Here is a 23625-nt window from a genome sequence, read left to right as displayed (position 1 = left end):
CCCGGGCGGCCTTACTCGTACTGGATGGTGAACGTGGCCTGGCCGTTCGCGACACCTGCGCCGACTGTGCCAGCCTGGGTCTGCACATAGCGCGCACGCAGCGGCAGCGCCATGACGCTGGTCCCCGGCGCGGTGGTGCCGACGTTGATGGTCTGGCCGAAGCGCACTTCGCGCTCGGTGGTGCCAACACGCTGGACCATCTGGATGCCGATGCGGGTGGCGCTGTTGGTGGCCGCGCTGAGCTTCAGCACGCCCGGCATGTTCGAGCTGTCCTGGTCGGCATCGAGACGGATGCCGATCTTGCTCTGGTAGGCGGCAACATTGCTGCCCTGGCAGTTCAGGCGGATCTCGAAATCACGATCGACCGCGCGCGAACCGACACCGGTGAAGGTGGTGTTGGGCACGCTGCCGAAGTCGACGGCGATGTTGCGGCTGCCGGCCTGCACTTCGCAGGTCGGGCTGACCACGGTGGTGCCCGAGCCCTTGAAGGTCGAGGTCAGCACCGGGCGACCGGGGCCATCACCGTCGAAGTAGTAGGTGGTGAAGCGGCCGTTCGGCGCGATCACGCCCGAGCCGGTCTGGGCAGCGGTCTTGATCAGCTGGATGCGGAACGTGCCTCCCACCAGCGAGATGGTGCTGCTGCTGCCGAAATTGATGGTGTGCGGATAGTAGGTCTGGATCGCACCGGAGTCCCGGTACAGGCGGATACCTACGCCCGCCACATCGGTTTCATAGACGTTCGAGAAGCCGGCCACCGGACGCTTCTGCGCGGCGTTGACGTACTCGCCAGTGGAACGGCCACCGGACCAGTCGCAACGTGCCACGCTGTTCTGCTGGTTGATCGGCTCGCTGATCTCCTTGATCACGCCACCGACCGGCGTGCTGGGCAGGATCACGATCTGGCCCATGTCCATGGTCACGTCCTGCGCGGTGAACCAGCTGGACTGGATGCGGCACGACGCGCTGGCCTGCTGTGCCAGCAGTGCGCCACCCAGCAGTACAACGCCCGTCAGCGCCTTGCGGCCACGGGAAGAAATCATCGGCATGCTGCCTCCAGCGGGATGAAGCCGGTCTTGGACGCATCGGCGCCCGCCGGAACCTGGTAATCGATGGTGCAGCGCTGGTCGGCACCGGCGCCCCACTCCACCAGCAGGCGACCCTGGTTCTTTTCACTGCGCACGTACAGGCGGCCGCCCTGGCTGACCATGCCGACCGGCTGGCCCTGCTCATCCTTGACCTGCGCACCGAACGGCATGCTGCGGCCATCCGGGTTGCGTACCTGGATCAGCAACGCGTTGCCCTTGCGGGTATCGAAGCGCAGGTAGCTGATGGCACCGGCGAACGGTGCGATCGACTGGCTGGTGCTTTCCAGCTCGACGTCGTGGGCCATGCCCTGCGGATCGAGGGTGACGGTGTTGAGGCGGTACGGCGACACGTACGGCACCACGGCGTAGCCGCGGCCATCGACGCGCAGGCCCGGGGCGTTGCTGACGATCGCATCGCGCGCGCCCGGGGCCTCGACCAGCACCATGGTGTCGCCACGCTGCGGGGTGAACGTGAAGCCCCCCGGATGCACCACCACGCTGCCGTTGGCACCGACCGAGGCCTGGCGGAAATCACGCGAGTGGCTGTAGGTGGCATTCAACGCGGAGTAGCGGCTGCGGTATTCGGCATTGCCGACCGCCGTGGTGCCACCCTCGCGGGAATCGGACAGGGCCACGCCGTAGCTGAAGTTGTTGTCGACGCCGGCCGAACCGGTGATGCCGACGCGGCTGTTGTCGTAGCCACCGCGGTCGCGCACGCCGAGATCGGCACTGAACGACACCGGGTGGGTACCACGGCCCAGCGGCACGCTCATCGACAGCAGGTACTGGGTGTCGGAACGGCCGAGCACGCCTTCTTCGGTGCGCAGCGCCGAGAATCCGTAGTTCACCGAACGCCAGGCGTTGTTGTAGCCCACCTGGTACTGCTTGGAGGTGCCGGAGCGGTCATAGAAGTCACGCACCGAACCGGTCACGTACAGCGCACCGCCACGACGGCCCAGCGGCTGGTTCAAGGTCACCTGGAACTGGCTGCGCTGGCGACCACGGGTGGTCGGATCGATGCCGCGCTTGTCCGAGTCACGGCCATACAGCGCGTCCTGCAGGCTGTAGAAACCTTCGGTCGAGTAGCGGTAGGCGGCCAGGGTCAGGTTGGTGCCGGTCTCACCGATCATGTTGCTGTAGCTCAAGCGCACGCTGGCGCCGGTGTGGCTGCCGTAGTGGTCGAACGAGGTGCGTGCATGGGTGACGTCTGCCGCGAAGGCACCGACCCGCGTGGACAGGCCGACACCGTACAGCAGCGACAGGTAGCCATCGCTCAGCGCGCTGCCGCCGTACAGGGTCAGCTGGTTGCCGATGCCGCGCTGGTAGGTGCCCTGCACCAGCCAGGGTTCGTCGGCCAGCAGCTTGTTGCGCACCTGGCCGGCGGTCAGCGAGTAACGCGACACGCCTTCGCGCAGCATCTGCGGCACCGAGCCGAACGGCACCTTGAATTCGCGGCGGCGGCCGTCGGCCTCGATCACGCTCACTTCCAGGTCGCCGCCGTAGCCGGTCGGGTACAGGTCATCGATGACGAAGTTGCCCGGCGAAACGGTGGAGGAGTAGATCAGCTGCTGGTTCTGGCGCACTTCGATGCGCGCATTGGTCTCGGCGATGCCGCGCACCACCGGCGCGTAGCCGCGCAGCGAATCGGGCAGCATGCGGTCGTCGCTGGCCAGGCTGGCACCGCGGTAGCCGATCGAGTCGAACAGCTCGCCTGTGGTATAGGCCTCACCGATGGTGAGCATGCCGCGCACCTGCGGGATACCGCGCTGTGCGTAGGTGGCAATGCTCTGCCAATGGCGGCCGTCACCCTCGGACCAGGTCAGGTTGGAGTCGTGGCGGAACTGCCAGCCGCCCAGGTTCAGGCCGGCATTGAGGCCGAGATAGGCACTGCGGTTGCGCTGGCCACCTTCGACACGGCTGTTGCTGTCGATGGCATTGAAGCTGTAGCCGACGAAACCGGCATTGATGCCGCGGTCCCACAGCGCCGGGTTGACGTAGCCGCGCGCCTCGCGGCGCAGGAACACCTGCGGGATGCTGAGGTCGTAGCGCAGGTTGCCGCTGTCGTAGACACCATAGGCATTGGCCATGCGCTGCTGCACCGGCACGCAGCTGGTCGTGTCGGTCGGCAGCGTCGGGTCCTGCTGCAGCAGCACGGCCTCGCTGTCCACGCCCATTTCTTCCAGCATCGGCAGCGGCAGGCAGGCGTCGACACGGCCCTGTGCATCGGCCTTGAACTGCAGGTCACGACGGCCCTGCCAGGCGCCGTTGACGTAGACGTCGACGCGGTAATTGCCGGCCACCATCGGGTTGCCGTTGCTGAAGGCCGCCAGGTCGACCTGCTTGGCCTGGCCGGACAGGAAGCTGGAATTGAACTGGGCCGATTCCGGTGCACGCGCATTGGCCGCACCACTCTGCGCCATCAGCGCCTGTTCGCCGAGATTGGCCGGTGCAGCCAGCGCCCATCCTGGGCAGGCCGCGCCAACAACCAGCAGGCAAAGCGCCTGATGGATCGACAATGTCAATCTGTTTCCGATCACACTGACATTCCTTCAATTCGCCGCACGGCGGCGGTGGCGGGATGCACAGGCCCTTGGCCGGCGCGGCGCGTTCAGCTCCCGGTGCTGTCGAGGCGGACGGAGTGCTCGACCCGGCCGCCGTAATCATTGATGGTGATGAAGCGCACCTGCTGCGTGCCCGCCGGTGCGGCGAACTCCAGGCTCTGCTTCGGCGCGACCATCGCGCCCTTGTCCTCGACGGCCTTTTCGCTGCTGCCGGTCACGGCATGCACTTCGGCCAGAGTGACGTGGAAGGGGCTCGGGTTTTCCACCCGCAGGTGGTCGCCATTGCGGGTCCAGCGCAGCGCTGCCGGTGCGTCGTTGGCGACGCCCTTCAGGCCCTGCGGCCGGTAGAAAAGCTTCAGGCGCGAACGGAACGCCACCTGCAGGTAATTCTGGTCACCACTGTCGGCGTTGTCCGGCGACGGCGGTACGTCCAGCACATTGAGCCAGAACACCGTCTCGCGATCGGTCGGCAGCTGTGCGCCGGAGAAGATCAGGCGCAGCGCCTGGCTGCGGCCCGGCTCGACGCGCGCGATCGGCGGCGTCAGCACGAACGGAGCATCACTGGTATCGGCGGTCTGGTTGGCGTCGCCACTGTCGATCCAGGCCTGGACCAGTGCGGGCGAGTCGCCCACGTTGTCGACCTGCACGGTGACTTCGCGCGCCTGTGCCGGGTAGATCACCCGCGTGCCATTGACCACCACGCCGGCCAGTGCGTTCTGGCAGAGGGGCAGCGTGAACGCTGCCAGCAGCAGCGCCCGGGGAAAGAGTGCTTTCATCGGAAGTACTACGCTCGAGGGGTGTGGCCAGGGGCCGCGGAGCACTGGCCGGCGCGTACGCCGGCCAATGCGGGTACAGCTACGATCAGTTGTAGATGATCGTGTACTTGACGCTGCTGGTGACGTCGCCCGGGGTGGCGGCGGCAGTGGCGTAGTACTCAGCGTAGTAGTTCAGGTCGGCCGAGCCGTCGGTGCCGACGGTGACCCACTGCGAGTTGGTCTGGGCCAGGCCAGCGCCGGCAGCCTTGATCGGCAGGAACTGGTTGTTCGAGCCCAGCAGCTGCAGCTGCACGTTGGTGGCAGCGTTGGCCGAGGCCTGGTTGACCAGGCGGCCGCTGTTGAAGTCGACGGTCGAACCCGGCTCGAAGTAGGTGGCGACGTTGCCGGCGCTGCACTTGGTCAGGTTGATGGCGAACGGGGTACGGCCCGCAACGGCACCGGCGGTAGCCAGGGTGTTCTTCGACACGGTCGGCAGGGTCACGGCGAAGTCCTTGCCGCCCGGGGTCGAGATGGTGCAGGTCTTGTCGGTCACCTTGCCATTGAAGGTGATGGTGCCGTCGGCGGCGTTGGCGGCCAGCGGAGCGGCGGCCAGCATCAGAGCGGCAATGAGGTTGATCTTGTGCATTCGCTTTTACCTAACCCTACTGAAGAGATGAGAAGTAGAGGAGGAAGCAAGGAGCACTGCCGGGCTAACAAGACCCATCCTTGCGTCTCACCTGTGGCCGGACTCGGACATACCTTCCCCTGAATCCGTGACGCAAGTATATGCACAACTGTGATGAAAGTCTCATTATTTTTCTGAACGCCAATTCATTGACGCCCTAAATGTGACGTGATAGGCGGAATCAGCACCTGGGACGCGTGGAAGCTTTGACGACGGGGCCGCCAGGTCGCGGACAACCGTGGATGACGCGTTGAGAGGCGCGTTCGGCAGGCGCGGAAACAGGCATTTTTCAGGCGGAAATCACCTTATTTGATGCGCATCACTCTTTCTTGGTGATGGCCCTAGCAGATTCGGATTTGTCCTATTAAAGGCGGATCGATCCTGTCGCTAACTAGGACACACCGAACCAGAGAACGTGTCATGAGGAATTCCATTCTGCTGTGTGTGGCCCTGATGTCCGTCAGTGCGCTGGCCCAGGCCAGCAGCGGCAGCATCCGTTTCAGCGGCCGCATCGCCGAGCCGGGCTGCACGACGAACCTGTCCCAGGGTGAGCTGAGCCTGGCGGCCTGCCCGCCGTCGGCCAAGGGCTCGACGGTGGAAGTGACGGCACTGGCCGATGGCCAGGCCGCGATGCTGCGCGATGGCAAGCGCCAGGGCCAGAAGCTGTCGGTGTCGGCCAGCGCGATGCGCGCCGGCGATATCGCCTTCTCCGAGCGTTACAGCGTGCAGGCTTCGAAGCAGCAGCCGCTGCAGGGCGCCTACCTGGTGGTGGTCGACTACCTGTAAGCCGACGTATTTACGCCGGCGGCAGCTCGAAGACCTGGCGCAGGTAGGCCAGGTAACCCGGGTCGTCGCACATGCTCTTGCCGGGCGAATCGCTGAGCTTGGCCACCGGCTGGCCGTTGCAGCGGACCATCTTGATGACGATGTTGAGCGGCGTCGGGCCCAGGTCATTGGTCAGGTGGGTGCCGACGCCGAACGCGACCTGGCAGCGACCGCGGAAGTAGTCGTACAGGCGCATGACCTTGGCGATGTCGAGCCCATCGCTGAACACCAGCACCTTGCTGCGTGGATCGACGCGACGCTGCTGGAAGTGCGCCAGCATGCGGTCGCCCCAGTCGAACGGATCGCCGGAGTCATGGCGCACACCGTCGAACAGCTTGCAGAAATACATGTCGAAGTCGCGCAGGAACGCGTCCAGGCCGACCACGTCGGACAGCGCGATGCCCAGATCGCCACGGTACTCGCGCGCCCACGATTCCAGTGCCGCCACCTGCGAATCACGCAGGCGCGGGCCGAGCGCCTGGAACGCCTGCAGGTACTCGTGGGCCATGGTGCCGTGCGGGGTCATGCCGTACAGGCGCGCGAAGTGGACGTTGCTGGTGCCGACCAGCTGCGGGCCGAGTGCATCGCGCAGCAGCGGCAGCAGCCGCGCGTGCCAGTCACGCGAGTAGCGGCGACGGCTGCCATAGTCGGCAATGCGGCATTGTTCGAAGCCGGGGGTATCGCGCAGCAGCGCGGCCTTGGCCTGCAGGCGGCGCTCGCCTTCGGCGAAGTCGGCCGTGGTGGTGTTGCGGAACCAGACTTCGTTGATGATCGCCAGCAGCGGCACTTCGAACAGGATGGTGTGCAGCCACGGGCCGGTGATGTCCAGTTCGATCTCGCCGGGCACGGCCGTCGACGCGCGCAGCTGGATGTACTTGCGGTCGAGGTGGAACAGGCCGAGGAAATCGGCGAAATCCGGCTTCACGAAGCGCAGGCCACGCATGTAGTCCAGCTCCGCGTCGCTGAAGCGCAGGCTGCACAGGTGGTCGATTTCTTCGTCGATCTGGTCGATGTAGCGGGCCAGGTCGATGCCGGGCGTACGGCACTTGAACCGGTACTGCACCTGGGCGCCGGGGTGCTGGTGCAGCACCGCCTGCATCATGGTGAACTTGTACAGGTCGGTGTCGAGCAGGGACTGGATGATAGGCATGGAGCGGATTATGCGCCCGGCGGCGTGAACCGGGGTGCCTGCGGCCACGCTCGGCTCACGGGGAACAGCATTGGTAGATCCACGCCATGCGTGGATGCTCCTGCGGCGCTACAGCGACCTGCGCAGCAGCCTCGGCACCAGCATCGCCGCATGCGCCCAGATCGCGGCCCACACCGCAACGCGTACCGGCAGCGACCGCTGCTTCGCTTCGAACTTCTGGAAGTAGCGCCACAGCCCCCTGTGCTTGTGCCATTCCACGAAGAATGGCCGCGAGCGGCTGGAGACGCCGCGCACATGGGTAACCTGCAGGTCGTTGGCGATCGCCACCACCGCGCCGGCCTCGCGTGCGCGGCGGCACAGATCCAGGTCCTCGGCATGCAGGCGGTAACCCGCATCCCAACCACCGATGCGCTCGAACAGGGTACGCGGCATCATCAGCAGCGCACCGGACAACGCCGGCACGGGCTGCACGGCCTGGTGTGGATCGCGCGGAACCGCCAGCTTCGAGCCCTTGCCCGGCGAGCGCAGCATCAGCAGGAAATCCGGATCGCGACGGCGCACCGCTTCATCGGCGTGGCCGTGCTCGTCCACCTGCTCCACGCCCAGCAGGCAATCGCCCAGCACCTCGCCACGGCTGCGCAATTCGGTCAGGGTGTCCGGCTCAATCATCAGGTCCGGGTTGATGAAGGCCAGCCACGGGCTGTGCGAGTCGGCCACGCCCTGGTTGTTGGCGGCGGCAAAGCCGGGATTGTCCGGATTGCCGACGAAGCGCACGCGCGGGTCATGGCTGGCATGCCGCTGCACGATGTCCAGCGTGCCATCCAGCGAACCATTGTCGATCACCCGGATCTCGGCGATGTCCTGCGCCTGGCGCAGGCGCGACAGGCAGGCATCGATGGTGCTGCCACTCTGGTAGGTGACGACGATGGCGGCAATGGTTGCATTCAAACGTGAGGCTCCGGCGCGGGCGGGACAAACAGGTCGCCCTGTTCCTTCGGCATTATCGCCTGCCGCATGCGCTGCTGCAGGTCGTCACGCAGACCGTGCAGTGGATCGTGCATCAGGAAATCGGCCAGCCGCGGCACCCAGGCCGGCCAGCGTGCCGCCAGGGCCTCCAGGTCGCCATCGCGGCTGACCGCCTCCCCTGCCCGGCTGACGAACGCGGTCTCGCACAACACATTGCGCCACCCCAGGCCCGCCATGCGCAGGCTGAGATCGATCAGCGCGGCATTCCAGCCGGCATAGCTGTCCACGTCCAGGCCACCGGCACGGCGGCGCGCGTTGCCACGTACCAGCACCGCGTGGGTGACCGCCGATGGCAACTCCGGGTGCAGCGTCGGCAATGTAGCGCAGGTATGCGCCAGCAAGGCCGGGTCATGGGGTTCGGGATTGATCTCGCCCAGCCGTGGCCACGCCGCGGTCTCGCCGGCATTGCACCAGGGGGTCGCGGTGGCGATGGCGGCATCGCGGGCGAAGGCATCCTGCAACTGCTGCAACCAGCCGGGCGACGGCACGCTGTCCGGCGCCAGCACGGCCACGTCCAGGCCATCGCAGGCGCGCAGCATCTCATCCAGATGGGCAACCTCGCCCAGTGGCCGCGCGCGCCGGGTGTACTCGGCCTGCAGCGGCGTATGCGCCAACCAGTGCTCGACCACGGCCTGCGCACGCGGCCCTGCCTGCGCGTCATCGGCCAGCCAGACCGCGGTGCCCGGCGCGGTGCCGGCATCCAGTGCGGCCAGGCAGCGGTCGAGCGCGGCATCGTCCACACACAGCGGCAACAACACGATCGCCCCCATCCCGCCTCCGTGGTTGTCGGTGGCCACAGCGTAGCACCGGGAGGGTATCGGCCGGGTTGCACCCGGCGCCTGCAGAGGCCGGAGCCGAAGCAACAGCAGAAGCCGGCTATCCTTGGAATGGCGGGGTGGGTCCGGTTGCGGGGGACGCCGTAAACCCATCCTTGGGGCTTGGCCGCGGCATCCATGCCGCGGACGCCCCCGCAACCGGACCCACCCCGCCTTCGACAGATTTCTTCGCTCTGCCAGCAAAAGCTGGGGTCAGATCCGTTTTCCTCTGGAAAACGGATCTGACCCCTTTTTCTGATTTCGAAATCTGACAGACAGTCATCCACGCATGGCGTGGATCTACCGTGTCGACCAAGGTCGACACCTACCAACAGCAGCACACTGTCGAAGGCGGGCACTGTGGGTTTGCGGGGTGTGAGCCGCATGGATGCGGCGACCAAGCCCCCATGGTGAAGTGACCCCCGGGAGTTGGACATCAGATCCAACCCCGAGGGATACATGAACAGATACGACGCGCGTTTCAAACTGCAGGTCGCCAAAGAGGCCTGCAAGACCTCCACATCGGTCAAAGCCGTTGCTCGTCGCTACGGCCTGGAGTTCTCCACGGTCAGGCGCTGGGTGGCGACCTATCGGCTGCATGGTTGGCGCGGGTTTCGCCGCCAGGCCCAGTCCTATGACCTCGCATTCAAGCTGGCTGTCCTGAAGAAGATGGGCCAGGACGGCATGTCCGGGCGGGAGGCCACCACTTACTTTCAAATTGGCGATGCCGGCGCGGTGGGTCGGTGGCGTCGCCTGTATGCTCAAGGCGGTGCCCAAGCGCTGGCACCACCTCCGCCGCCGCCCCGAAAGCCGATGAAAAAGACCCGCTCGTCCAAGCCACCTGAGGAAATGAGCCGCGATGAGCTGCTCAAGGAAGTCGCCTATCTGCGTGCGGAGACCGACTACCTAAAAAAACTCGATGCCTTGATCCGGGAAGAGCAGGCGGCGCAGGACGCAAAGCGCAAGCCATCCAAGGATTGAGGCAGGTTCATACGCTGTCGCTTCTGCTCGAAGCGGCAGAGCTGTCACGCAGTACGTTCTATTACCAGAACCATGTCCTGGCCCATCCGGATCAGGATGAGGCAGCCCTGTGCGAGCGCATCCGGGCAATCTACGATCAAAGCCAAGGGCGCTATGGGTATCGCACGGTGACGCTGGAACTGGCCAATCAGGGCCATCGGACCAATCACAAGCGGGTACAGCGCCTGATGGGGGAGATGGGCCTGAAATCACGGGTACGCGTGAAGCGCTACCGGTCCTTCAAAGGGGCCGCCAATGTTGTGGTTGGCAATGACCTCAATCGCCAGTTCCATGCCGAGCGGCCCAACCAGAAGTGGGTGACCGACGTCACCGAGTTCAAGGTGCAAGGCATGAAGCTGTACCTGTCGCCGATCATGGACCTCTACAACGGTGAAATCGTGGCTTATCAGATCAAGCGCCAGCCTGTGTTCGATCTGGTAGGTCAGATGCTGGAGGAGGCCATCAAGAAGCTTTCGCCGGATGAGCGGCCAATGATCCACTCCGACCAGGGCTGGCAGTACCAGCATGAGAACTACCGGCACATGCTGGAAAAGCACTCGTTGAAGCAAAGCATGTCCCGACGTGGCAACTGCTTGGACAATGCGGCAATGGAAAGCTTCTTCGGGACGCTGAAGTCGGAGTTCTTCTACCTGAACAGATTTGACAGCATCGAAAGCCTGGAGGCCGGGCTGGTGGAGTACATCAAGTACTACAACCAAGAGCGAATCAGATTGAAATTGAAGGGGCTAAGCCCGGTAAAGTACCGGGAACAGGCCCAAGCAGCCGCCTGACCCCACCGTCCAAGTCTCGGGGGTCACTTCATGGATGGGTTTACGGCGTCCCCGCAAACCCACAGTGCCCCGCCATCCCTCAGTAAACCCGCTGTTGCTTTGGCTGTTGCCGTTGCTCTGGCCTCTGCGGGTGCCGGGCGCCGCCCGGCCGTAACCCCTTACTTCTTCGCGCGCGGCTGGTTCAGCGGCTCCATCGCGCGGAAGCGCTTGCTGTACTCATCGGTCAGGTTGCGCGATTCCTGGTTGTTGCGGACGATGGTCGGGGTCAGCAGCACGATCACCTCCGAACGACGGCTGGTGCTGGTCTTCTGCCCGAACAACGCACCGACCACCGGGATCCTGCTCAGGCCCGGAATGCCGCTGCTGCCATCGGTGGCCGAGTCGGTGATCAGGCCCGCCAGCATGATGGTGTCGCCGCTCTGTACCGCCGCTTCGGTGGACAGCTTCTTGGTCGAGATGCGCGGATTGCAGTTGCGCTCGTTCGGGTTGCAGGCGTCCGGCACGTCGGAGGCGCTGCTGACCTCCTGCACGATATCCAGGAACACCGTGCCATCGCGGGTCACGCGCGGGCGCACCTTGAGGATCACGCCCGTGTCGATGTACTGCACCGAGCTGTAGGTGCTGGTGCCCACGCCGGTATTCACCGTGGTGGTGTTGATCGGCACCTTGTCGCCAACGTTGAGCGTGGCCTCGGCGTTGTTGCGCACGAACACCGACGGTGTCTGCAGCAGGCGCAGGTCGGTGACCTTGTCCAGCGCGCTGACCACGGCGGCCGCGTTGTGACCGGTGAACGCCCAGCCTACGCCATCGTTGCCGGTGACACCGCCGGCGAAGGTATTCCACGAACCGCCCGCTGCCGGCGGCAGGGTCAGGCCCGCCAGTGCGCCGGTCAGCGCACGACCGGCCACGGCGTTGTCGAAGAACCAGTTCACGCCGTATTTCAGGTCACCGGTCAGCGCGACTTCGGCCACCTGTGCCTCGATGTGCACCTGCAGCGGCATCACGTCCAGCTTCTCGATCACCTCGCGGATCGAGCGCCAGGCCTGCGGGGTCGAGCGCACCAGCAGGGTGTTGGTCTCCTCCACCGCCGACACGCCGACGCGGTCGCCCTCCACTTCCAGGCTGACACTGACGTTGCCGGGCTGGCGCTGCGGCAGGTTCAGGCTGCCGTTGCTGCTGCCACTGCCACTGCTCCCGCCCAGCGTCGAGCCGAGGGTGCTGCTGTTGTTGTCCATGCCACGATCGCCGTCACCGCCCAGCTGCGACGGGATGGCGCCTGGCGCCAGCGAGGCCGGGCTGGAGGCGCCGCGGTTGCCACTGCTGGCGAAGGCCTCGCTGAGGCGCTCGGCCAGATCGCGTGCCTTGATGTAGCGCAGCTCATAGGAGAACAGGCGGGCGCTGCCACCTGCGGTGTCGATGCGATCCAGCCACTGCTGGATCTGGTCCAGGTAGCGTACCTGCGGCGTGATCACCAGCACGGCGTTGGCGTTCTCCAGCGGCAGGAAACGGAACATGCCAGCACTGGGCGTCTTGCTCTCTTCGCCGAACACCTTTTCCAGGTCGGCCGCGACCTGCTCAGCCTTGCCCGACTGGATCGGGAACACGCCCACCGACATGCCCGACAACCAGTCGACGTCGAAGATCTCGACGGTGCGCAGGTAGTTTTCCAGTTCTGCGCGCGTACCACCGAGGGTGATCACGTTGCGGCCGCTGTCCACATTGACGATGGCGTTGGGACGCGCATACGGCTCCAGCACCTTCTTCATCTCGGTGGCGGAGATGAACTGCAGCGGGACCACGCGGACCTCGAAGCCGCGTGCGCTGGCCGCCGGCGCGGTGCTCGGCGCGACCGTGCCGGCCAGCGCCTGGTCGGCGGCGACGATGTTGTAGCGGCCGCCGCTGTAGACCATGCGCGCGTTGTTCCAGCCCAGCACCATCTCCAGCAGGTTCAGCGCCTGCGCCGGCGAGACCGGCTTGGGCGTGGCCAGGGTCACCGTGCCCTGCACGCCCGGTGCAATCACGTAGTTCTGGCCAAGCATGTCGCCAAGGATGGCCTTGACCACCGCATGCAGCGATTCGCCTTCGAAGTTGAAGGTGGCCTCGCCGGTGCTGGCGCCATGCAGCGCCGGGGCCGGTGCGCGCGCGGCCTCACGGTTGATCATGGTGCCGGTGCCGCGACGGATCACCGCCTGCGGTGCGCCCTGGCTTTCGCGGGCGGCATCAGCAGCGACGTCGGCCGCTTGGCCGGCAGCGGCGCTGGGCGACAGGTTGCCGTTGCGCTGCACGTGCGGCGCGGACACCGTACTGCAGCCGACCAGCAGCGTGAGGGCAAAGGACCAGGGAAGAAAACGCAGGTTCATGCATTCACTCTATCGGTTGGTGCCATCGCCCGGGGGCGGCGACGGTTGTTGCTGCTGTTGCTGCAGCTGGCGGCGGCGGGCCTGGATGCGTTCGCGGATGGCCTGCATCTGCGCTTCGCTAGGACCGTTGTTGTTGGCCGGTGGTGTTTTTGCAGCTGACGCCGCAGGTGTGGGGGCATTGCCGGCGGGCGGCGTCGGAGGGGTGGCCGCGACCGGGGACGGCGCCGGCGGAGCACCCGCCGAAGGCGGCACAACGATCGCACCTGCAGGCGGTACACCGTTGGCACCGCGCAGCACCGTCGGCGGCTCACCGCCCTGGCCGTTGAACACGGCCAGTTCCAGGACCTGGTTGCCACCGGGGCCGATCACCGTCGCCTGGCGCGGCTGCAGCGCGACCAGCTGCCAGCCATCCACGGCTTCGCCGTTGAGACGCAGGCGCAGCGAGCGGTTCTGTTCGGTGGTGAAGGTGGCCATGCCGAAATCGCCGGTCAGCAGCACGCCGGTCAGGCGCAACGCGGCACTGGCCGCCGGTTCGCTGCCCCCCAGCAGATAGGGCCGCGGCCTGCGGTCTTCGGCGAACAGCGGGCGCTCTCCGATCGCGCTGTAGCTGTCGGCGCTGGCCATGCGCTCTGCAGCCAGCGGCGGCAGCGATGGCAGCGATGGCGCGGCGTCGGCATCACCGTCGGCGCCCGGCAGCTGGCTGCCCAGCCCGAAGACGGTTGCCAGCCAGACCGCCGCCGCCCAGCCGGCCAGTGCCAGCAGGAAGCCGGTACGCAGGCTGATCTGCTCAAGCTTCATCGGCCACCTCCTGCCCTTCGGACGGGGGCGCCGGCTGGGGCGCCGGCGTGGCCTCGGCCGGCGAAGCAGCCGGCGTCGGCGCTGCAGCGGGCGCCGGAACCGTGCCATCGGCGGCGGCGCCTGGCAGCAGATAGCCGGCCAGCTCGAAGGACACATCCAGGCCCAGCCCCGATTCGTTCGGCGATTGCTGGAAGCGCTGCGCGATCAGGTTGAGGTTGTCGACGAACAGGCGGGGGCTGCCGGTTTCGAGGCTGTGCAGCACGGTGGCCAGTTCGGCCACGCCGCAGCGCAGGCGCACCTGCATGGCGACGCGCACGAACTCGGCATCGCGCCGGTTGTCGGTCAGCGGCGTGCGGTTGCTGATGGTGCAGCTGCGGTTGCCCGGGCTGGCCATCGCTACCGCATCCTGCAGCCGGGCGCCCAATGCAGCGGCGGCAGCTTCGGCGGTGGCTTCGCGCAGGAAGCCTGGCCGCTGCTGCAGTGCCTCGCGGGTAGCGCGAAGGCGCTGTTCGATCTGCGGCTGCTGCTGCAGCTGCGCCTGCACGCGCGACTCGCGTTCGCGCAGGGCGGCGACATCGGCGTCGATCGCACGCAGCGGCTGGGTGAACCAGGGGTGCACCAGCAGCAGATAGGCCAGGCCCAGCACTGCCAGCAGCAGTGCCAGCGCCAACCAGCGATCACGGCGTGCGCTTGGCATCGGCATCGGCCGCCTCCGGGGTCTGTGCTGCGGCCGGCAACGGCTGCAGTTCGGCGGTCATGGTGAAGCGGTCGCGGCCACTGGCCGCGCCATCGGCCTGCAGCACCCCGGTCAGGTTGACCTTGCGCCACTGCGGTGCGTCCTGCAGCAGCTGCACCAGCTGCGATGCCTCGCGGCTCAGGCCGATCAGCTGCAGGTTGTTGTTCTCGATCGCCAGCTTTTCCAGGTAGGTGCCTTCCGGCAGGCGCCGGGTCAGTTCGTTCCAGATCTCCACCGTACCGGCGCGCTGGCTGCGCTGCTTCTCAAGGAATGCAGCACCATCGATCAGCGCCTGCAGCTGCGCGCGTTCGCTGGCCACGCCACGCGCGCTGCGCGCGCTGCGCTCGACCTGCGCACGCAGTTCGTCGGCGGCGGCCTGGCGGTTGTCCAGCAACTGCACCGCGGCCAGTACCAGCATCACGACGGATGCCGCTGCCAGCAGCAGGTTCCAGCGCCGCATCGGGTCTGGCCGCAATTGGCGCTGCGCGGGCGGCAGCAGGTTCACCTGCAACACGTTGCCCTGCGCATCGATGGCATCGACGCCGGCCAGCGCATCGGCCCATTGGCCCACCCGCATGCGCCATGCTTCCAGCTGCCGCAGTGGCCACGCCACCAGTTCGACCTGCAACTGCCCTTCACCGCCCGCGCCGAGTTCACGCACGTCATAGCTGACCTGGGACGCTTCGAACGGGGTCTGCCGGTCGATCTCGAAACCGACCACGGCACGCAGGCGGTCGGCCGCCGCGGCGGGCAGGCGCAGCGTGCGCCGCAGCACATCCGCCGCGGGCAGCAGCCACACCCGGGGCAGGCTGCGCAGGCGCGGCTCGAGTACCCGGTCCAGTTCCACCGGCGACAGCGGCCACGGCAGGCGCGCCACCACTTCGCGGCGTTCACCGGCCTCACGCCAGACCTGCAGCTGGTCGCTCTCAGGCTGCAGCAACAGGCGGGCCTGGCCCCAGCCCAACGCCCATTGCCAGCGCACCGGTACCCAGGCCAGCAGCGACTGCCGCCACCAGCGCAGGAAACGGCCAGCGCCCGGGCCGATCCGGCCCTGCACCTGCCGCAGACTGTCCTGCCACGCCGTCATCTTGCTGTCATTCCCTGCTCCCAGCGAAGCACTGTGTAGGTCCGCCCGGGAACCCCGCCCGAGCCACTGCGTATCACTGCCTGCAACACCGACCTGCGTCCACTGCTGTCGATGGCAGCGGACTCGATACTATAGGTGCCGCTGCTGCTGGCAAGCGTTGTCGTACCACCAGCGGAATCTGCATCACGCTCCTGCTGGGCGCGCTGCGCCAGCACGGCATCCGCATCCAGGCCCAGTGCGGTCAGCACCGGTGCGCCGGCGAACTGGGGATCCGGCCGCGCCTGGCGGCTGTACAGGGTCAGGTGCGGCAACATCGCCCGGTACAGCGTGCCGCGCATGCCCAGCACGCGCTGCAGCTCGCCCAGGGTCTCGAACCGCTTGTTGCGTGGGCCATAGGGCAACCCGGCTGCGGCGTAGTCCTGCGCTTCGGCACCACCGCCCGGCTGCAGCAGGCTGTCCTCGTCACGCCAGTCGATGATGGCCCCGGCCAGCTGCCGGGCCTGTGCATCGTCTTCACCCAGTGCCTTGAGGAAGGCGGCCAGCAGCGCGGCATCGGCCAGGTTCAGGTTGATCTTGCCGTTCTCGTCCAGCACCTTGATCTCGATGCTGGCGTCGTCGAACTGCCAGCGATAGGTCCGGCCATCGGCACGCCAGGGCGCGCGCTGCGGATCGGCCGACAGGCGCAGCAGTGCATATTCGAGGCCGGCGCGCGCACGTTCCTGCCCGCGTGCATCGTCATCCAGCACGCGCTGCTGCAGGTGTTCGACCCGTGCGCTCAGCGCGAATGCGCCGACCAGCGCGGTCATCAACGCGATCAGCCACAGCACCAGCACCAGTGCCGCCCCACCCTGACGCCTCATCGCGCGCCTCCGCTGCCACCGGCGCGCAGCGCCACCACCAGCGGCGGCCACGGCGCACCCCGGGCCGGCGCGATCTGGATCTCCACCAGCATCGGCAGGCGGCGGGTGTCGTCCCAGCGAGGCATCCAGTCAGTCACCTGCCCGGTGCTGGCATCGATACCCCGATAGCGCAGCTGCACCGACTTCAGGTTTTCCACCAGCACCTCGGGCGGGCGCGGCGGGTTCTCGGCGATGCGCTCGCCTTCCTGCAGCAGCACCAGCTCCAGCAGCAGGCGCTGGTGGCCATCGTGTCCGTCGACCTGCAGCGCATGCAGGTAGGGTCCGCCACGGCCGAGGTAGCCGGGCAGGTCGGCGGCGAACAGCATGCGCTGCTCTTCGCCCTGGAAGAAGACCGGCTCGCGGGTGGGATCCGGAACTTCCAGCGGCGTGCGCAGCGCAGCCGCCAGCTGCCTGCGCAGCAACGATTCCACCGCGCGCATGCGTTCGCTTTCGGCGGCGATCTGCTCGCCGCGCTGGCTGACCGCCATCGCCGAGCGCACGCTGGCAAAGGCCAACGCCAGGCCGCCGGCCAGCAGCACGGTGGCCAGCATCACTTCGACCAGGGTGAACCCTGCGGCGCGGCGCCTCACCGGGCATTCTCCAGGTCGGGCGGCAACAGGCGCAGGCTGCGCCAGCGCAGCTGCTCGCGTTCGCTGTCGCCCCAGCGCACCTGCAACTGCAGCTCCGCCAGCCATGCAGTACCCGGTGAGGTCGCCTGCCCGACAGTGCCGGCGCGGGGCTCCACCCACGGCTGAACCTGCAGTTCCCAGTGATAGCGCCCCTGTTCCCAGTCACCCTGTTGGCTGCCCACCTGCAGCGGCGTGTCGACACCGGCTTCGGCCAGCAACGACTGGGCGTGCAGCACCGCGCGCGTGCGCAACTCGGCATCGCGCACCTGTTTTGCGCCGCCGGACAGGCTGCCCAGCAGCAGGGTCAACGCCAGGCCCAGCAGGGCGAAGGCGATGATCACTTCCAGCAGGGTGAAGCCACGCGCGCGCCGCTTCATTGCGCCCGCCAGGGGCCGGAGCGGACCTCGCCAGTGAGCCAGCCGACGTCGACGCGCCATTCGGCGCCGTCGCGCTGCAACCGGATGCGGCCACCGCTGGAGCCACCATCGGGATGGAATTCGATCACGCCCTGCCCCGGCGCGGTGGCCAGCTGTGCGGCACCTTCGAACTGCACCTGCAGCTGTGCGGGCACCTCACCGTGGCGCTGGTTGGCGCCTTCCCAGCGCCGCCGCGCCGGCTCGATGACGAAGCGCTGCGGTTCACCGCGGGCGATCGCCTGCGCGCGCACCATGCGCAGCTGGCTGGCGATGTCCTTGCCTGCGCTGCGCAGCTGCATGCCGGCGAAGCCGCGCGACAGGCCGGCGGCAGTGATCAGGCCGATCGCCGCGATCAGTGCGATCACCAGCAGCATTTCCAGCAGCGACAGTCCCGCCGCGCGCCTGCCGTGCAGGCGCGGGTGGGGCAACCGGCGCGGCAGGAAATACGTCATGCGCGGTTACGGCTGGTAGCGGATGTCAGCGTCGACGCTGCTACCGCCGGCCTTGCCATCCTTGCCCAGGCTGACCAGCTCATAGGGCTGGCCTTCGCCCGGTGCGCGGTATTCCAAGGCGTGGCCCCACGGGTCGTTCAGGTCGGCCGGCTTGGCGTACGGGCCGAGCCAGCCGCCAACACCGGCCGGTGCGGTCACCAGGTCATTGAGCGAGCCGGGCAGCTTGCCGGTGTCGATCTGGTAGTTGTCGATCTTGGACGCCACGGTCTGCACCTGCGCCTTGGCGATGTTGGCCTTGCCACGGTCGGCACCGCCCAGCACGCGGCTGGCGACCAGGGTCAGCACCGCGCCGATCAGCACGATGACGATGATGATTTCCAGCAGGCTCATGCCCGACTGGTTGCGCGCGGCAGTGAAGGAAAGGCGGATCGGTCGGCGACGGGCAATCATGGACGGTCCTTTCAGTTGCGGAGTGTCGGGGTTGCAGGGAGTGCCATCGTCAACCGATGGCATTGGTCAGGTCGTACAGCGGCACCAGCACGGCCACGATCACCGCGCCCACCACCGAGGCCAGCACCAGGGTGATCGCCGGCACCATCGCCGCCAGCAGGCGGTCGATGCGCCGGGCACTATCCTGTTCGAAGGTGTCGGCGGCCTTCAGCAGCATGGTATCGAGGGCGCCGGATTCCTCGCCGACCTGGATCATCTGCAGGGCCAGGCGCGGGAAGCGCTTGCCGCGCGACAGTGCCAGCGACAGGCCGGCACCATTTTTCACTTCATCGGCGGCCACTTCCACATCGGCGGCCAGCGCGCGGTTGCCCAGTACGTTGCGGGCGATGCCCAGTGCGCCCAGCAGGGGCACGCCGTTGCGCAGCAGGGTGCCCAGCGTGCGCGCCAGGCGCGCGGTTTCCAGTTCACCGACGAGACGGCCGATGCCACGGCGCTGCAGCAGCCAGCCATCCAGCGCCAGCCGGAACGCGGGTTGCCGCGCCTTGCGCTCGAAGAACAGCACCACCAGCGCCGGCACCACCAGCAGCAGCACCCACCAGTCGCGCACGAACAGGCCCAGCTGCAGCACCGCATTGGTGAACCACGGCAGCGCCACGTCCAGGCTCTCGTACATCTGCGCGAACTGTGGCACCACATAGCCAAGCAGGAACAGCAGCGCGCCGCCCACCACCACCAACAGGATGGCCGGGTAGACCAGTGCGTTGATGACCTTGCCCTGCAGCGCGCGGCTGCGCTCGAGGTAGTCGGCCAGGCGTTGCAGGGTTTCATGCAGGCTGCCACCGGCTTCGCCGGCGCGCACCATGTTCACGTACAGCCGCGAGAACAGCCCATGCTGGCGTTCCAGCGCGGTGGACAGCGGTGCACCGCCGCGCACCACGTCGCGGATGTCGGTGATCGCGCGGCGCGATCGTTCGTCCTCGGGCAACCCCAGCAGGATCGACAGCGCGCGGTCCAGCGGCTGGCCGGCACCGAGCAGGGTCGCCAGCTGCTGGGTGAACTGCAGCAATGCAGCGCCCTGCAACGGGCGCTGCTGCAGCAGGTTGCGCCAGCTGCTGCCGCCGATCGCGCCGGCGTCGGCCAGCTGCGTCTCCATCGGCAGGTGGCCCTGGTCCTGCAGGCGCGCGATCAGCTCGGCCTCGCTGGCCGCCTCCATCTGCCCGTCGAAGACCTCACCGTGCGGATTGAGCGCCTTGTAGCGGTAGTTCGGCATGTCAGCCCCGGCGTCCTGCACGCATCAGCTTTCCTCGGTCACGCGCAGCACTTCCTCGATGGTGGTCTGTCCGCTCAGCGCCTTGGACAGACCATCCTCGTACATGGTGCGCATGCCGGCTTCGCGGGCGATGCGCTCGATCTCGCCCATGCCATCGCGACGCATCACCGCACGCCGCAGCGCATCGTTCATCACCAGGAATTCCATGATGGTGGTACGCCCCAGGTAGCCGGTCGGCGCCAGCGCCGAGGGCTTCGGGCGGTAAAGGTGGATCGGTCCCTCCGGCTGCAGGCGGCGCAGCTCGAAGCGTTCGATCTCCTCTGGCGAGGCTGCGTAGCGTTCGGCATGGGTCGGCTCCAGCCGGCGCACCAGGCGCTGGGCGAGGATGCCGTTGATGGTCGAGGTGAGCAGGTAATCCTCCACGCCCATGTCGAGCAGGCGGGTGATGCCACCGGCCGCATTGTTGGTGTGCAGGGTGGACAGCACCAGGTGGCCGGTCAATGCCGACTGGATGGCGATGCGCGCGGTTTCCAGGTCGCGCATTTCACCGATCATGATGATGTCCGGATCCTGGCGGACGATGCTGCGCAGCGCGTTGGCGAAATCCAGGCCGATCTGCGGCTTGGCCTGGATCTGGTTGATGCCCTCGATCTGGTATTCGACCGGATCTTCCACCGTGATGATCTTGACGTCGGCGGTGTTGAGCTGGCTCAGCGCGGTGTACAGCGTGGTGGTCTTGCCCGAGCCGGTCGGGCCGGTCACCAGCAGGATGCCGTGCGGCTGTTCCAGTACCTTGCGGAACTGCGGCAGGAAGGCGTCGGTGAAGCCGAGCCGGTGGAAATCGAAGACCACCGTTTCACGGTCCAGCAAGCGCATCACCACGCTTTCGCCATGCGCGGTGGGCACGGTACTCACGCGAAGGTCCAGCTCCTTGCCCTGCACGCGCAGCATGATGCGGCCGTCCTGCGGCAGGCGGCGCTCGGCGATGTTGAGCCGGGCCATGATCTTGATGCGGCTGATCACCGCGGCGGTGAGGTTGGCCGGCGGGCTTTCGCCCTCCACCAGCACGCCATCGACCCGGTAGCGGACCTTCAACCGGCTCTCGAACGGTTCGACATGGATATCCGAAGCGCGCAGTTCCACCGCACGCTGGATCACCAGGTTGACCAGACGGATCACCGGCGCTTCCGAAGCGAGGTCGCGCAGGTGCTCGATATCGTCGACCGCGCCGCCTTCGCCATCGGCGGTTTCCACGATCGCGCCCATCGCGCTGCGGCCCTGGCCGAACCAGCGCTCGACCAGGTCATCGATCTCCGCACGCATGCCCAGCACTGGTGTCACCGGAACCCCCAGCGCCAACTGCACGGCCTGCTGCGGATAGGCATCGTGGGCATCGGCCAGCCACAGACGCACCCCGTGTTCATTCAGCTCCAGCGGGCACACATGGAACTGCTTCAGGAAACGCAGCGACAGCGGCAGTCCCTCGGCCAGCGCCTGCGGCGGGGCCTCCGGCACCTGTTTGCCCTCCAGCAGCGGCAGGCCCAGCACCTCGGCGCTGGCCTGTGCCTGGTCGCGTTCAGACACCAGGCCCAGGCGCACCAGCAGGCCCAGCAGGCTGCCGCCGGCCTCGGCGTGCAGCGGCCGCGCGCGCGCCAGGTCTCCTTCCTTGAGCCGGCCGCGTGCCAGCAGCGCATCCAGGATGCGGCCTTCGGCATCGTCGGTAACGGTTGCAGCGAGCGCGTTCACGTGACTCTCCTGTCAATCGGACCGACTTTAGCAGTTAAGCCATGATTTCCGCCGCCCTGCGGCCAGCTTTCGTAAAAAGACGAAGCCCGTCACACAGGATGACGGGCCTCGGCCGTTCAACTACGACACGTCAGGCTTACTGCGTGGCGAGGATGCTCACGCCGTTGTAGGCCGCTTCGCCCACCACCTTGATGTAGTAGGTGCCTGCCACCGGCTTGTTCACCCGTACCGTTTCGGACGTGCCGGGACGGGTCGACTTGCCATCGTTGTCGCTGGCGCTCGGCTCGCGTCCCTGGGCGATGTAGACCGACACGTTGCCGGTGCCACCGTAGGTGATCACGCTGAGCTGCTTGCCAGCGGCTGCCTCGAAGCTGTACAGGCGGCTGCTGCCGGCCGTACCGTTCAGGCCCCCCACGGCGGCCTTGTTGGTCAGCGGCGTCGCCACCGGCCCGCAGTTCTCGGTGCACGGCTCTTCCAGTGCCTTGGCCAGCGCCGCCTTGGCATCGACGATGCCGGTGCCGATCGGGGTGGCGGCCGGGATACTGACCGGGAACGGGCGCGCGGTTTCCTTCAGCAGCGCGCGCATCGCGGCGGGGGCCAGCGGATCCTTGCCCTTGGCGATCAGCGCGCTCTGCACCAGTGCAGCGACGGCAGCCACGTGCGGCGAGGCCATCGACGTGCCACCCATGCCCATGTAGCTGTAGCTGCCTGACTCCGGCGTGGTGGCCGCATCGGAACCGGACTGCCAGACGTAGCCGCCCGGATTGCCATCGACGCTGCCGCCACCACCCGGACCGGACAGGTCCACGCGGGTGCCGTAGTTGGAGTAGTAGGTGATGCCGCCGGTGATGCGGGTGGCGCCGACGGTCACTACGCCGTCGCAACTGGCCGGACGGTACTTGGATGCGTTGTCGGTCTCGTTGCCGGCCGCCACGACCACGGTGGTGCCACGCGAGATCGCGCCATTGATCGCATCCTGGTAGGTTCCGTCACAGCTGCCGCTTCCACCCAGGCTCATGTTGATGATCTCGGCCGGGTTGGCATTGGCGGGCACGCCCGCCACGGTGCCGCCGGAGGCCCAGGTGATGGCGTCGGCGATATCGGAAAGGTAGCCACCGCACTTGCCGAGCACGCGGACCGGCAGCACCTTGGCCTTGTGCGCGACACCGGCCATGCCGACGCCGTTGTTGGTCTGCTCGGCCACGGTGCCGGCCACATGGGTACCGTGCCAGGAGCTGTCCTCCGCGACGGAGCCGGTGTAGCACTCATTGTCGTTCTCGACCCAGTCGCCATAGTCCAGCGCGCCCGGCACGCGATCGTTGGTGGCACGGCGCGACGTCTCGGCATCGCTGATGAAGTCGTAGCCTTCCAGCAGGTTGCCGACCAGGTCCGGGTGCTGCGGCAGGATGCCGGTGTCGAGCACGGCCACCACCACGCCCTCGCCCTGCGATACATCCCACGCCGACGGTGCATTGATGCCACCGGTGGCGTTGTGCAGGTGCCACTGGTACTGCTGGTAGTACGGATCGTTCGGCGCCAGCGCCGGCTGCACGTCACCGGCGCGCAGCTCGGTGCGGCGCAGCTTCACGTCGGCTTCGGCGTACTGCACGGCCGGGTCGGCCTTCAGTTCCTTCAGCACGCGCTGCAGTTCCGCAGGCGCCAGGCGCCCCTGCAGGCGGATCAGGTCGGCACCGACGCCGAGCCTGCGCACGACCTGCGGGCCCAGCGTGCTGGCGCGGGCGGTGCCACCGGACAGGCTGGCGCGGGTCAGCGCGGACTGCACGGTGGACAGCTTGGCCGAACGGTCGCCCGCCGCAGCGGTGCCGGCACGATACTTGACGATGATGCGCTCGGCGCCCGGCTCGGCGGTGCTGGCCTGGCGCACCGGTTCACGGGTCGGCAACCCGGCGGCGTGGACGGCACCCACCGCGGTCATCGACAGCACGGCGGCGGCAAGCACATTGATGCGAAGGTTCTGCTTCTTGATCACGTCGAAATTCCTCTTCTGGGTCATGGATCGAACCAACACTGCGGCCATCATTCCTTGACGACTCCCGGCCGGCCCAGCC

General features: G+C 67.3%; 21 protein-coding genes. 2 read left to right on the top strand and 19 right to left on the bottom strand.

Annotated elements, in window-relative coordinates; translation table 11 throughout:
• Positions 1 to 11: 11 nt before the first annotated feature.
• The 4 genes from ACSDHM_RS01330 to ACSDHM_RS01315 all read right to left on the bottom strand — a co-directional run bounded on the left by ACSDHM_RS01330 (position 12) and on the right by ACSDHM_RS01315 (position 5047).
• A complete protein-coding gene (locus ACSDHM_RS01330) occupies positions 12 to 1046 on the bottom strand; it encodes a fimbrial protein (RefSeq protein WP_227838176.1) in 1035 nt (344 codons plus the stop codon).
• Complete coding sequence (locus ACSDHM_RS01325; RefSeq protein ID WP_100477550.1) at positions 1037 to 3601, bottom strand: fimbria/pilus outer membrane usher protein; 2565 nt, start codon at positions 3599 to 3601, stop codon at positions 1037 to 1039. Before ACSDHM_RS01325 ends, ACSDHM_RS01330 begins: the two co-directional genes overlap by 10 nt.
• Positions 3602 to 3693: 92 nt before the next feature.
• The gene (locus ACSDHM_RS01320; protein WP_151354772.1) at positions 3694 to 4422 is read right to left on the bottom strand and encodes a fimbrial biogenesis chaperone; all 729 of its coding nucleotides are present in this window, start codon (positions 4420 to 4422) and stop codon (positions 3694 to 3696) included.
• Between the two features lie 85 nt (positions 4423 to 4507).
• Positions 4508 to 5047 (bottom strand): fimbrial protein, encoded by a 540-nt coding sequence (locus ACSDHM_RS01315; RefSeq protein ID WP_005415238.1) that lies wholly within the window; start codon positions 5045 to 5047, stop codon positions 4508 to 4510.
• Between the two features lie 459 nt (positions 5048 to 5506).
• On the opposite strand from ACSDHM_RS01315, the gene ACSDHM_RS01310 reads away from it, so the two are divergent.
• Positions 5507 to 5872, top strand: a complete 366-nt coding sequence (locus ACSDHM_RS01310; protein ID WP_072167823.1) for a hypothetical protein — start codon at positions 5507 to 5509, stop codon at positions 5870 to 5872.
• Positions 5873 to 5882: 10 nt separating this feature from the next.
• On the opposite strand, the gene pncB is transcribed toward ACSDHM_RS01310, so the two are convergent.
• From pncB to ACSDHM_RS01295, 3 genes are all read right to left on the bottom strand, one after another.
• On the bottom strand, positions 5883 to 7061 hold the full coding sequence (pncB, locus tag ACSDHM_RS01305; RefSeq protein ID WP_005415236.1) for a nicotinate phosphoribosyltransferase: 1179 nt from the start codon (positions 7059 to 7061) through the stop codon (positions 5883 to 5885).
• Positions 7062 to 7169: 108 nt separating this feature from the next.
• Complete coding sequence (locus tag ACSDHM_RS01300; protein ID WP_111007845.1) at positions 7170 to 8009, bottom strand: glycosyltransferase family 2 protein; 840 nt, start codon at positions 8007 to 8009, stop codon at positions 7170 to 7172.
• Positions 8006 to 8857 carry a glycosyltransferase family 2 protein gene (locus tag ACSDHM_RS01295; protein WP_111007844.1) on the bottom strand — a complete coding sequence of 284 codons (852 nt, stop codon included), beginning with the start codon at positions 8855 to 8857 and terminating at the stop codon, positions 8006 to 8008. The genes ACSDHM_RS01300 and ACSDHM_RS01295 overlap by 4 nt, the downstream gene beginning before the upstream one ends.
• A gap of 504 nt (positions 8858 to 9361) precedes the next feature.
• Here ACSDHM_RS01295 and ACSDHM_RS01290 point away from each other — a divergent pair.
• A protein-coding gene (locus ACSDHM_RS01290) for an IS3 family transposase (protein ID WP_088497681.1) occupies positions 9362 to 10713 on the top strand; the annotation gives its coding sequence in 2 pieces (ribosomal slippage) (positions 9362 to 9809 and positions 9809 to 10713; 1353 coding nt in all).
• A 158-nt stretch (positions 10714 to 10871) separates the two neighbouring features.
• Here ACSDHM_RS01290 and gspD read toward each other — a convergent pair.
• From gspD to ACSDHM_RS01230, 12 genes are all read right to left on the bottom strand, one after another.
• A complete protein-coding gene (gene gspD, locus ACSDHM_RS01285) occupies positions 10872 to 13073 on the bottom strand; it encodes a type II secretion system secretin GspD (RefSeq protein WP_439426586.1) in 2202 nt (733 codons plus the stop codon).
• A 9-nt stretch (positions 13074 to 13082) separates the two neighbouring features.
• Entirely contained in the window at positions 13083 to 13871 is a 789-nt protein-coding gene (locus ACSDHM_RS01280) for a general secretion pathway protein GspN (RefSeq protein WP_072168888.1), read from the bottom strand.
• Positions 13861 to 14574 (bottom strand): type II secretion system protein GspM, encoded by a 714-nt coding sequence (gspM, locus tag ACSDHM_RS01275; RefSeq protein WP_061478433.1) that lies wholly within the window; start codon positions 14572 to 14574, stop codon positions 13861 to 13863. The genes ACSDHM_RS01280 and gspM overlap by 11 nt, the downstream gene beginning before the upstream one ends.
• Positions 14549 to 15694, bottom strand: coding sequence for a PilN domain-containing protein (locus ACSDHM_RS01270; protein ID WP_188241608.1), 1146 nt, complete (start codon positions 15692 to 15694; stop codon positions 14549 to 14551). The genes gspM and ACSDHM_RS01270 overlap by 26 nt, the downstream gene beginning before the upstream one ends.
• Positions 15691 to 16554 carry a general secretion pathway protein GspK gene (locus ACSDHM_RS01265; RefSeq protein ID WP_072168886.1) on the bottom strand — a complete coding sequence of 288 codons (864 nt, stop codon included), beginning with the start codon at positions 16552 to 16554 and terminating at the stop codon, positions 15691 to 15693. Before ACSDHM_RS01265 ends, ACSDHM_RS01270 begins: the two co-directional genes overlap by 4 nt.
• Entirely contained in the window at positions 16551 to 17183 is a 633-nt protein-coding gene (locus ACSDHM_RS01260; protein WP_072168885.1) for a type II secretion system protein J, read from the bottom strand. The genes ACSDHM_RS01265 and ACSDHM_RS01260 overlap by 4 nt, the downstream gene beginning before the upstream one ends.
• A complete protein-coding gene (gene xpsI, locus ACSDHM_RS01255) occupies positions 17180 to 17599 on the bottom strand; it encodes a type II secretion system protein XpsI (protein WP_061478437.1) in 420 nt (139 codons plus the stop codon). The genes ACSDHM_RS01260 and xpsI overlap by 4 nt, the downstream gene beginning before the upstream one ends.
• A complete protein-coding gene (gene xpsH / locus ACSDHM_RS01250; protein ID WP_049417201.1) occupies positions 17596 to 18090 on the bottom strand; it encodes a type II secretion system protein XpsH in 495 nt (164 codons plus the stop codon). Before xpsH ends, xpsI begins: the two co-directional genes overlap by 4 nt.
• Positions 18091 to 18096: 6 nt before the next feature.
• A complete protein-coding gene (gene gspG / locus ACSDHM_RS01245) occupies positions 18097 to 18540 on the bottom strand; it encodes a type II secretion system major pseudopilin GspG (protein ID WP_005415225.1) in 444 nt (147 codons plus the stop codon).
• Between the two features lie 49 nt (positions 18541 to 18589).
• Positions 18590 to 19810 carry a type II secretion system protein XpsF gene (xpsF, locus tag ACSDHM_RS01240; protein WP_072168883.1) on the bottom strand — a complete coding sequence of 407 codons (1221 nt, stop codon included), beginning with the start codon at positions 19808 to 19810 and terminating at the stop codon, positions 18590 to 18592.
• Positions 19811 to 19834: 24 nt separating this feature from the next.
• Positions 19835 to 21556, bottom strand: coding sequence for a type II secretion system ATPase GspE (gene gspE / locus ACSDHM_RS01235; protein ID WP_053499707.1), 1722 nt, complete (start codon positions 21554 to 21556; stop codon positions 19835 to 19837).
• A gap of 136 nt (positions 21557 to 21692) precedes the next feature.
• Positions 21693 to 23546, bottom strand: a complete 1854-nt coding sequence (locus ACSDHM_RS01230; RefSeq protein WP_188241611.1) for a S8 family serine peptidase — start codon at positions 23544 to 23546, stop codon at positions 21693 to 21695.
• Between the last annotated feature and the right edge of the window lie 79 nt (positions 23547 to 23625).

Source organism: Stenotrophomonas sp. T8 (assembly GCF_051853085.1).
GTDB classification, from domain to species: domain Bacteria; phylum Pseudomonadota; class Gammaproteobacteria; order Xanthomonadales; family Xanthomonadaceae; genus Stenotrophomonas; species Stenotrophomonas sepilia.
Note: the sequence above shows the minus strand (reverse complement) of the source record. Positions and strands in the feature narration are given on the sequence as shown.

What these genes read in the sequence shown, in the direction of transcription:
- ACSDHM_RS01280 (WP_072168888.1), bottom strand. Translation starts at nt 13,871, where the DNA reads ATGAAGCTTGAGCAGATCAGCCTGCGTACCGGCTTCCTGCTGGCACTG.
- xpsH (WP_049417201.1), bottom strand. Translation starts at nt 18,090, where the DNA reads ATGACGTATTTCCTGCCGCGCCGGTTGCCCCACCCGCGCCTGCACGGC.
- ACSDHM_RS01310 (WP_072167823.1), top strand. Translation starts at nt 5,507, where the DNA reads ATGAGGAATTCCATTCTGCTGTGTGTGGCCCTGATGTCCGTCAGTGCG.
- xpsF (WP_072168883.1), bottom strand. Translation starts at nt 19,810, where the DNA reads ATGCCGAACTACCGCTACAAGGCGCTCAATCCGCACGGTGAGGTCTTC.
- ACSDHM_RS01320 (WP_151354772.1), bottom strand. Translation starts at nt 4,422, where the DNA reads ATGAAAGCACTCTTTCCCCGGGCGCTGCTGCTGGCAGCGTTCACGCTG.
- gspG (WP_005415225.1), bottom strand. Translation starts at nt 18,540, where the DNA reads ATGATTGCCCGTCGCCGACCGATCCGCCTTTCCTTCACTGCCGCGCGC.
- ACSDHM_RS01265 (WP_072168886.1), bottom strand. Translation starts at nt 16,554, where the DNA reads ATGAGGCGTCAGGGTGGGGCGGCACTGGTGCTGGTGCTGTGGCTGATC.
- gspD (WP_439426586.1), bottom strand. Translation starts at nt 13,073, where the DNA reads ATGAACCTGCGTTTTCTTCCCTGGTCCTTTGCCCTCACGCTGCTGGTC.
- ACSDHM_RS01295 (WP_111007844.1), bottom strand. Translation starts at nt 8,857, where the DNA reads ATGGGGGCGATCGTGTTGTTGCCGCTGTGTGTGGACGATGCCGCGCTC.
- ACSDHM_RS01270 (WP_188241608.1), bottom strand. Translation starts at nt 15,694, where the DNA reads ATGACGGCGTGGCAGGACAGTCTGCGGCAGGTGCAGGGCCGGATCGGC.
- ACSDHM_RS01315 (WP_005415238.1), bottom strand. Translation starts at nt 5,047, where the DNA reads ATGCACAAGATCAACCTCATTGCCGCTCTGATGCTGGCCGCCGCTCCG.
- pncB (WP_005415236.1), bottom strand. Translation starts at nt 7,061, where the DNA reads ATGCCTATCATCCAGTCCCTGCTCGACACCGACCTGTACAAGTTCACC.
- ACSDHM_RS01330 (WP_227838176.1), bottom strand. Translation starts at nt 1,046, where the DNA reads ATGCCGATGATTTCTTCCCGTGGCCGCAAGGCGCTGACGGGCGTTGTA.
- xpsI (WP_061478437.1), bottom strand. Translation starts at nt 17,599, where the DNA reads ATGAAGCGGCGCGCGCGTGGCTTCACCCTGCTGGAAGTGATCATCGCC.
- gspM (WP_061478433.1), bottom strand. Translation starts at nt 14,574, where the DNA reads ATGCCGATGCCAAGCGCACGCCGTGATCGCTGGTTGGCGCTGGCACTG.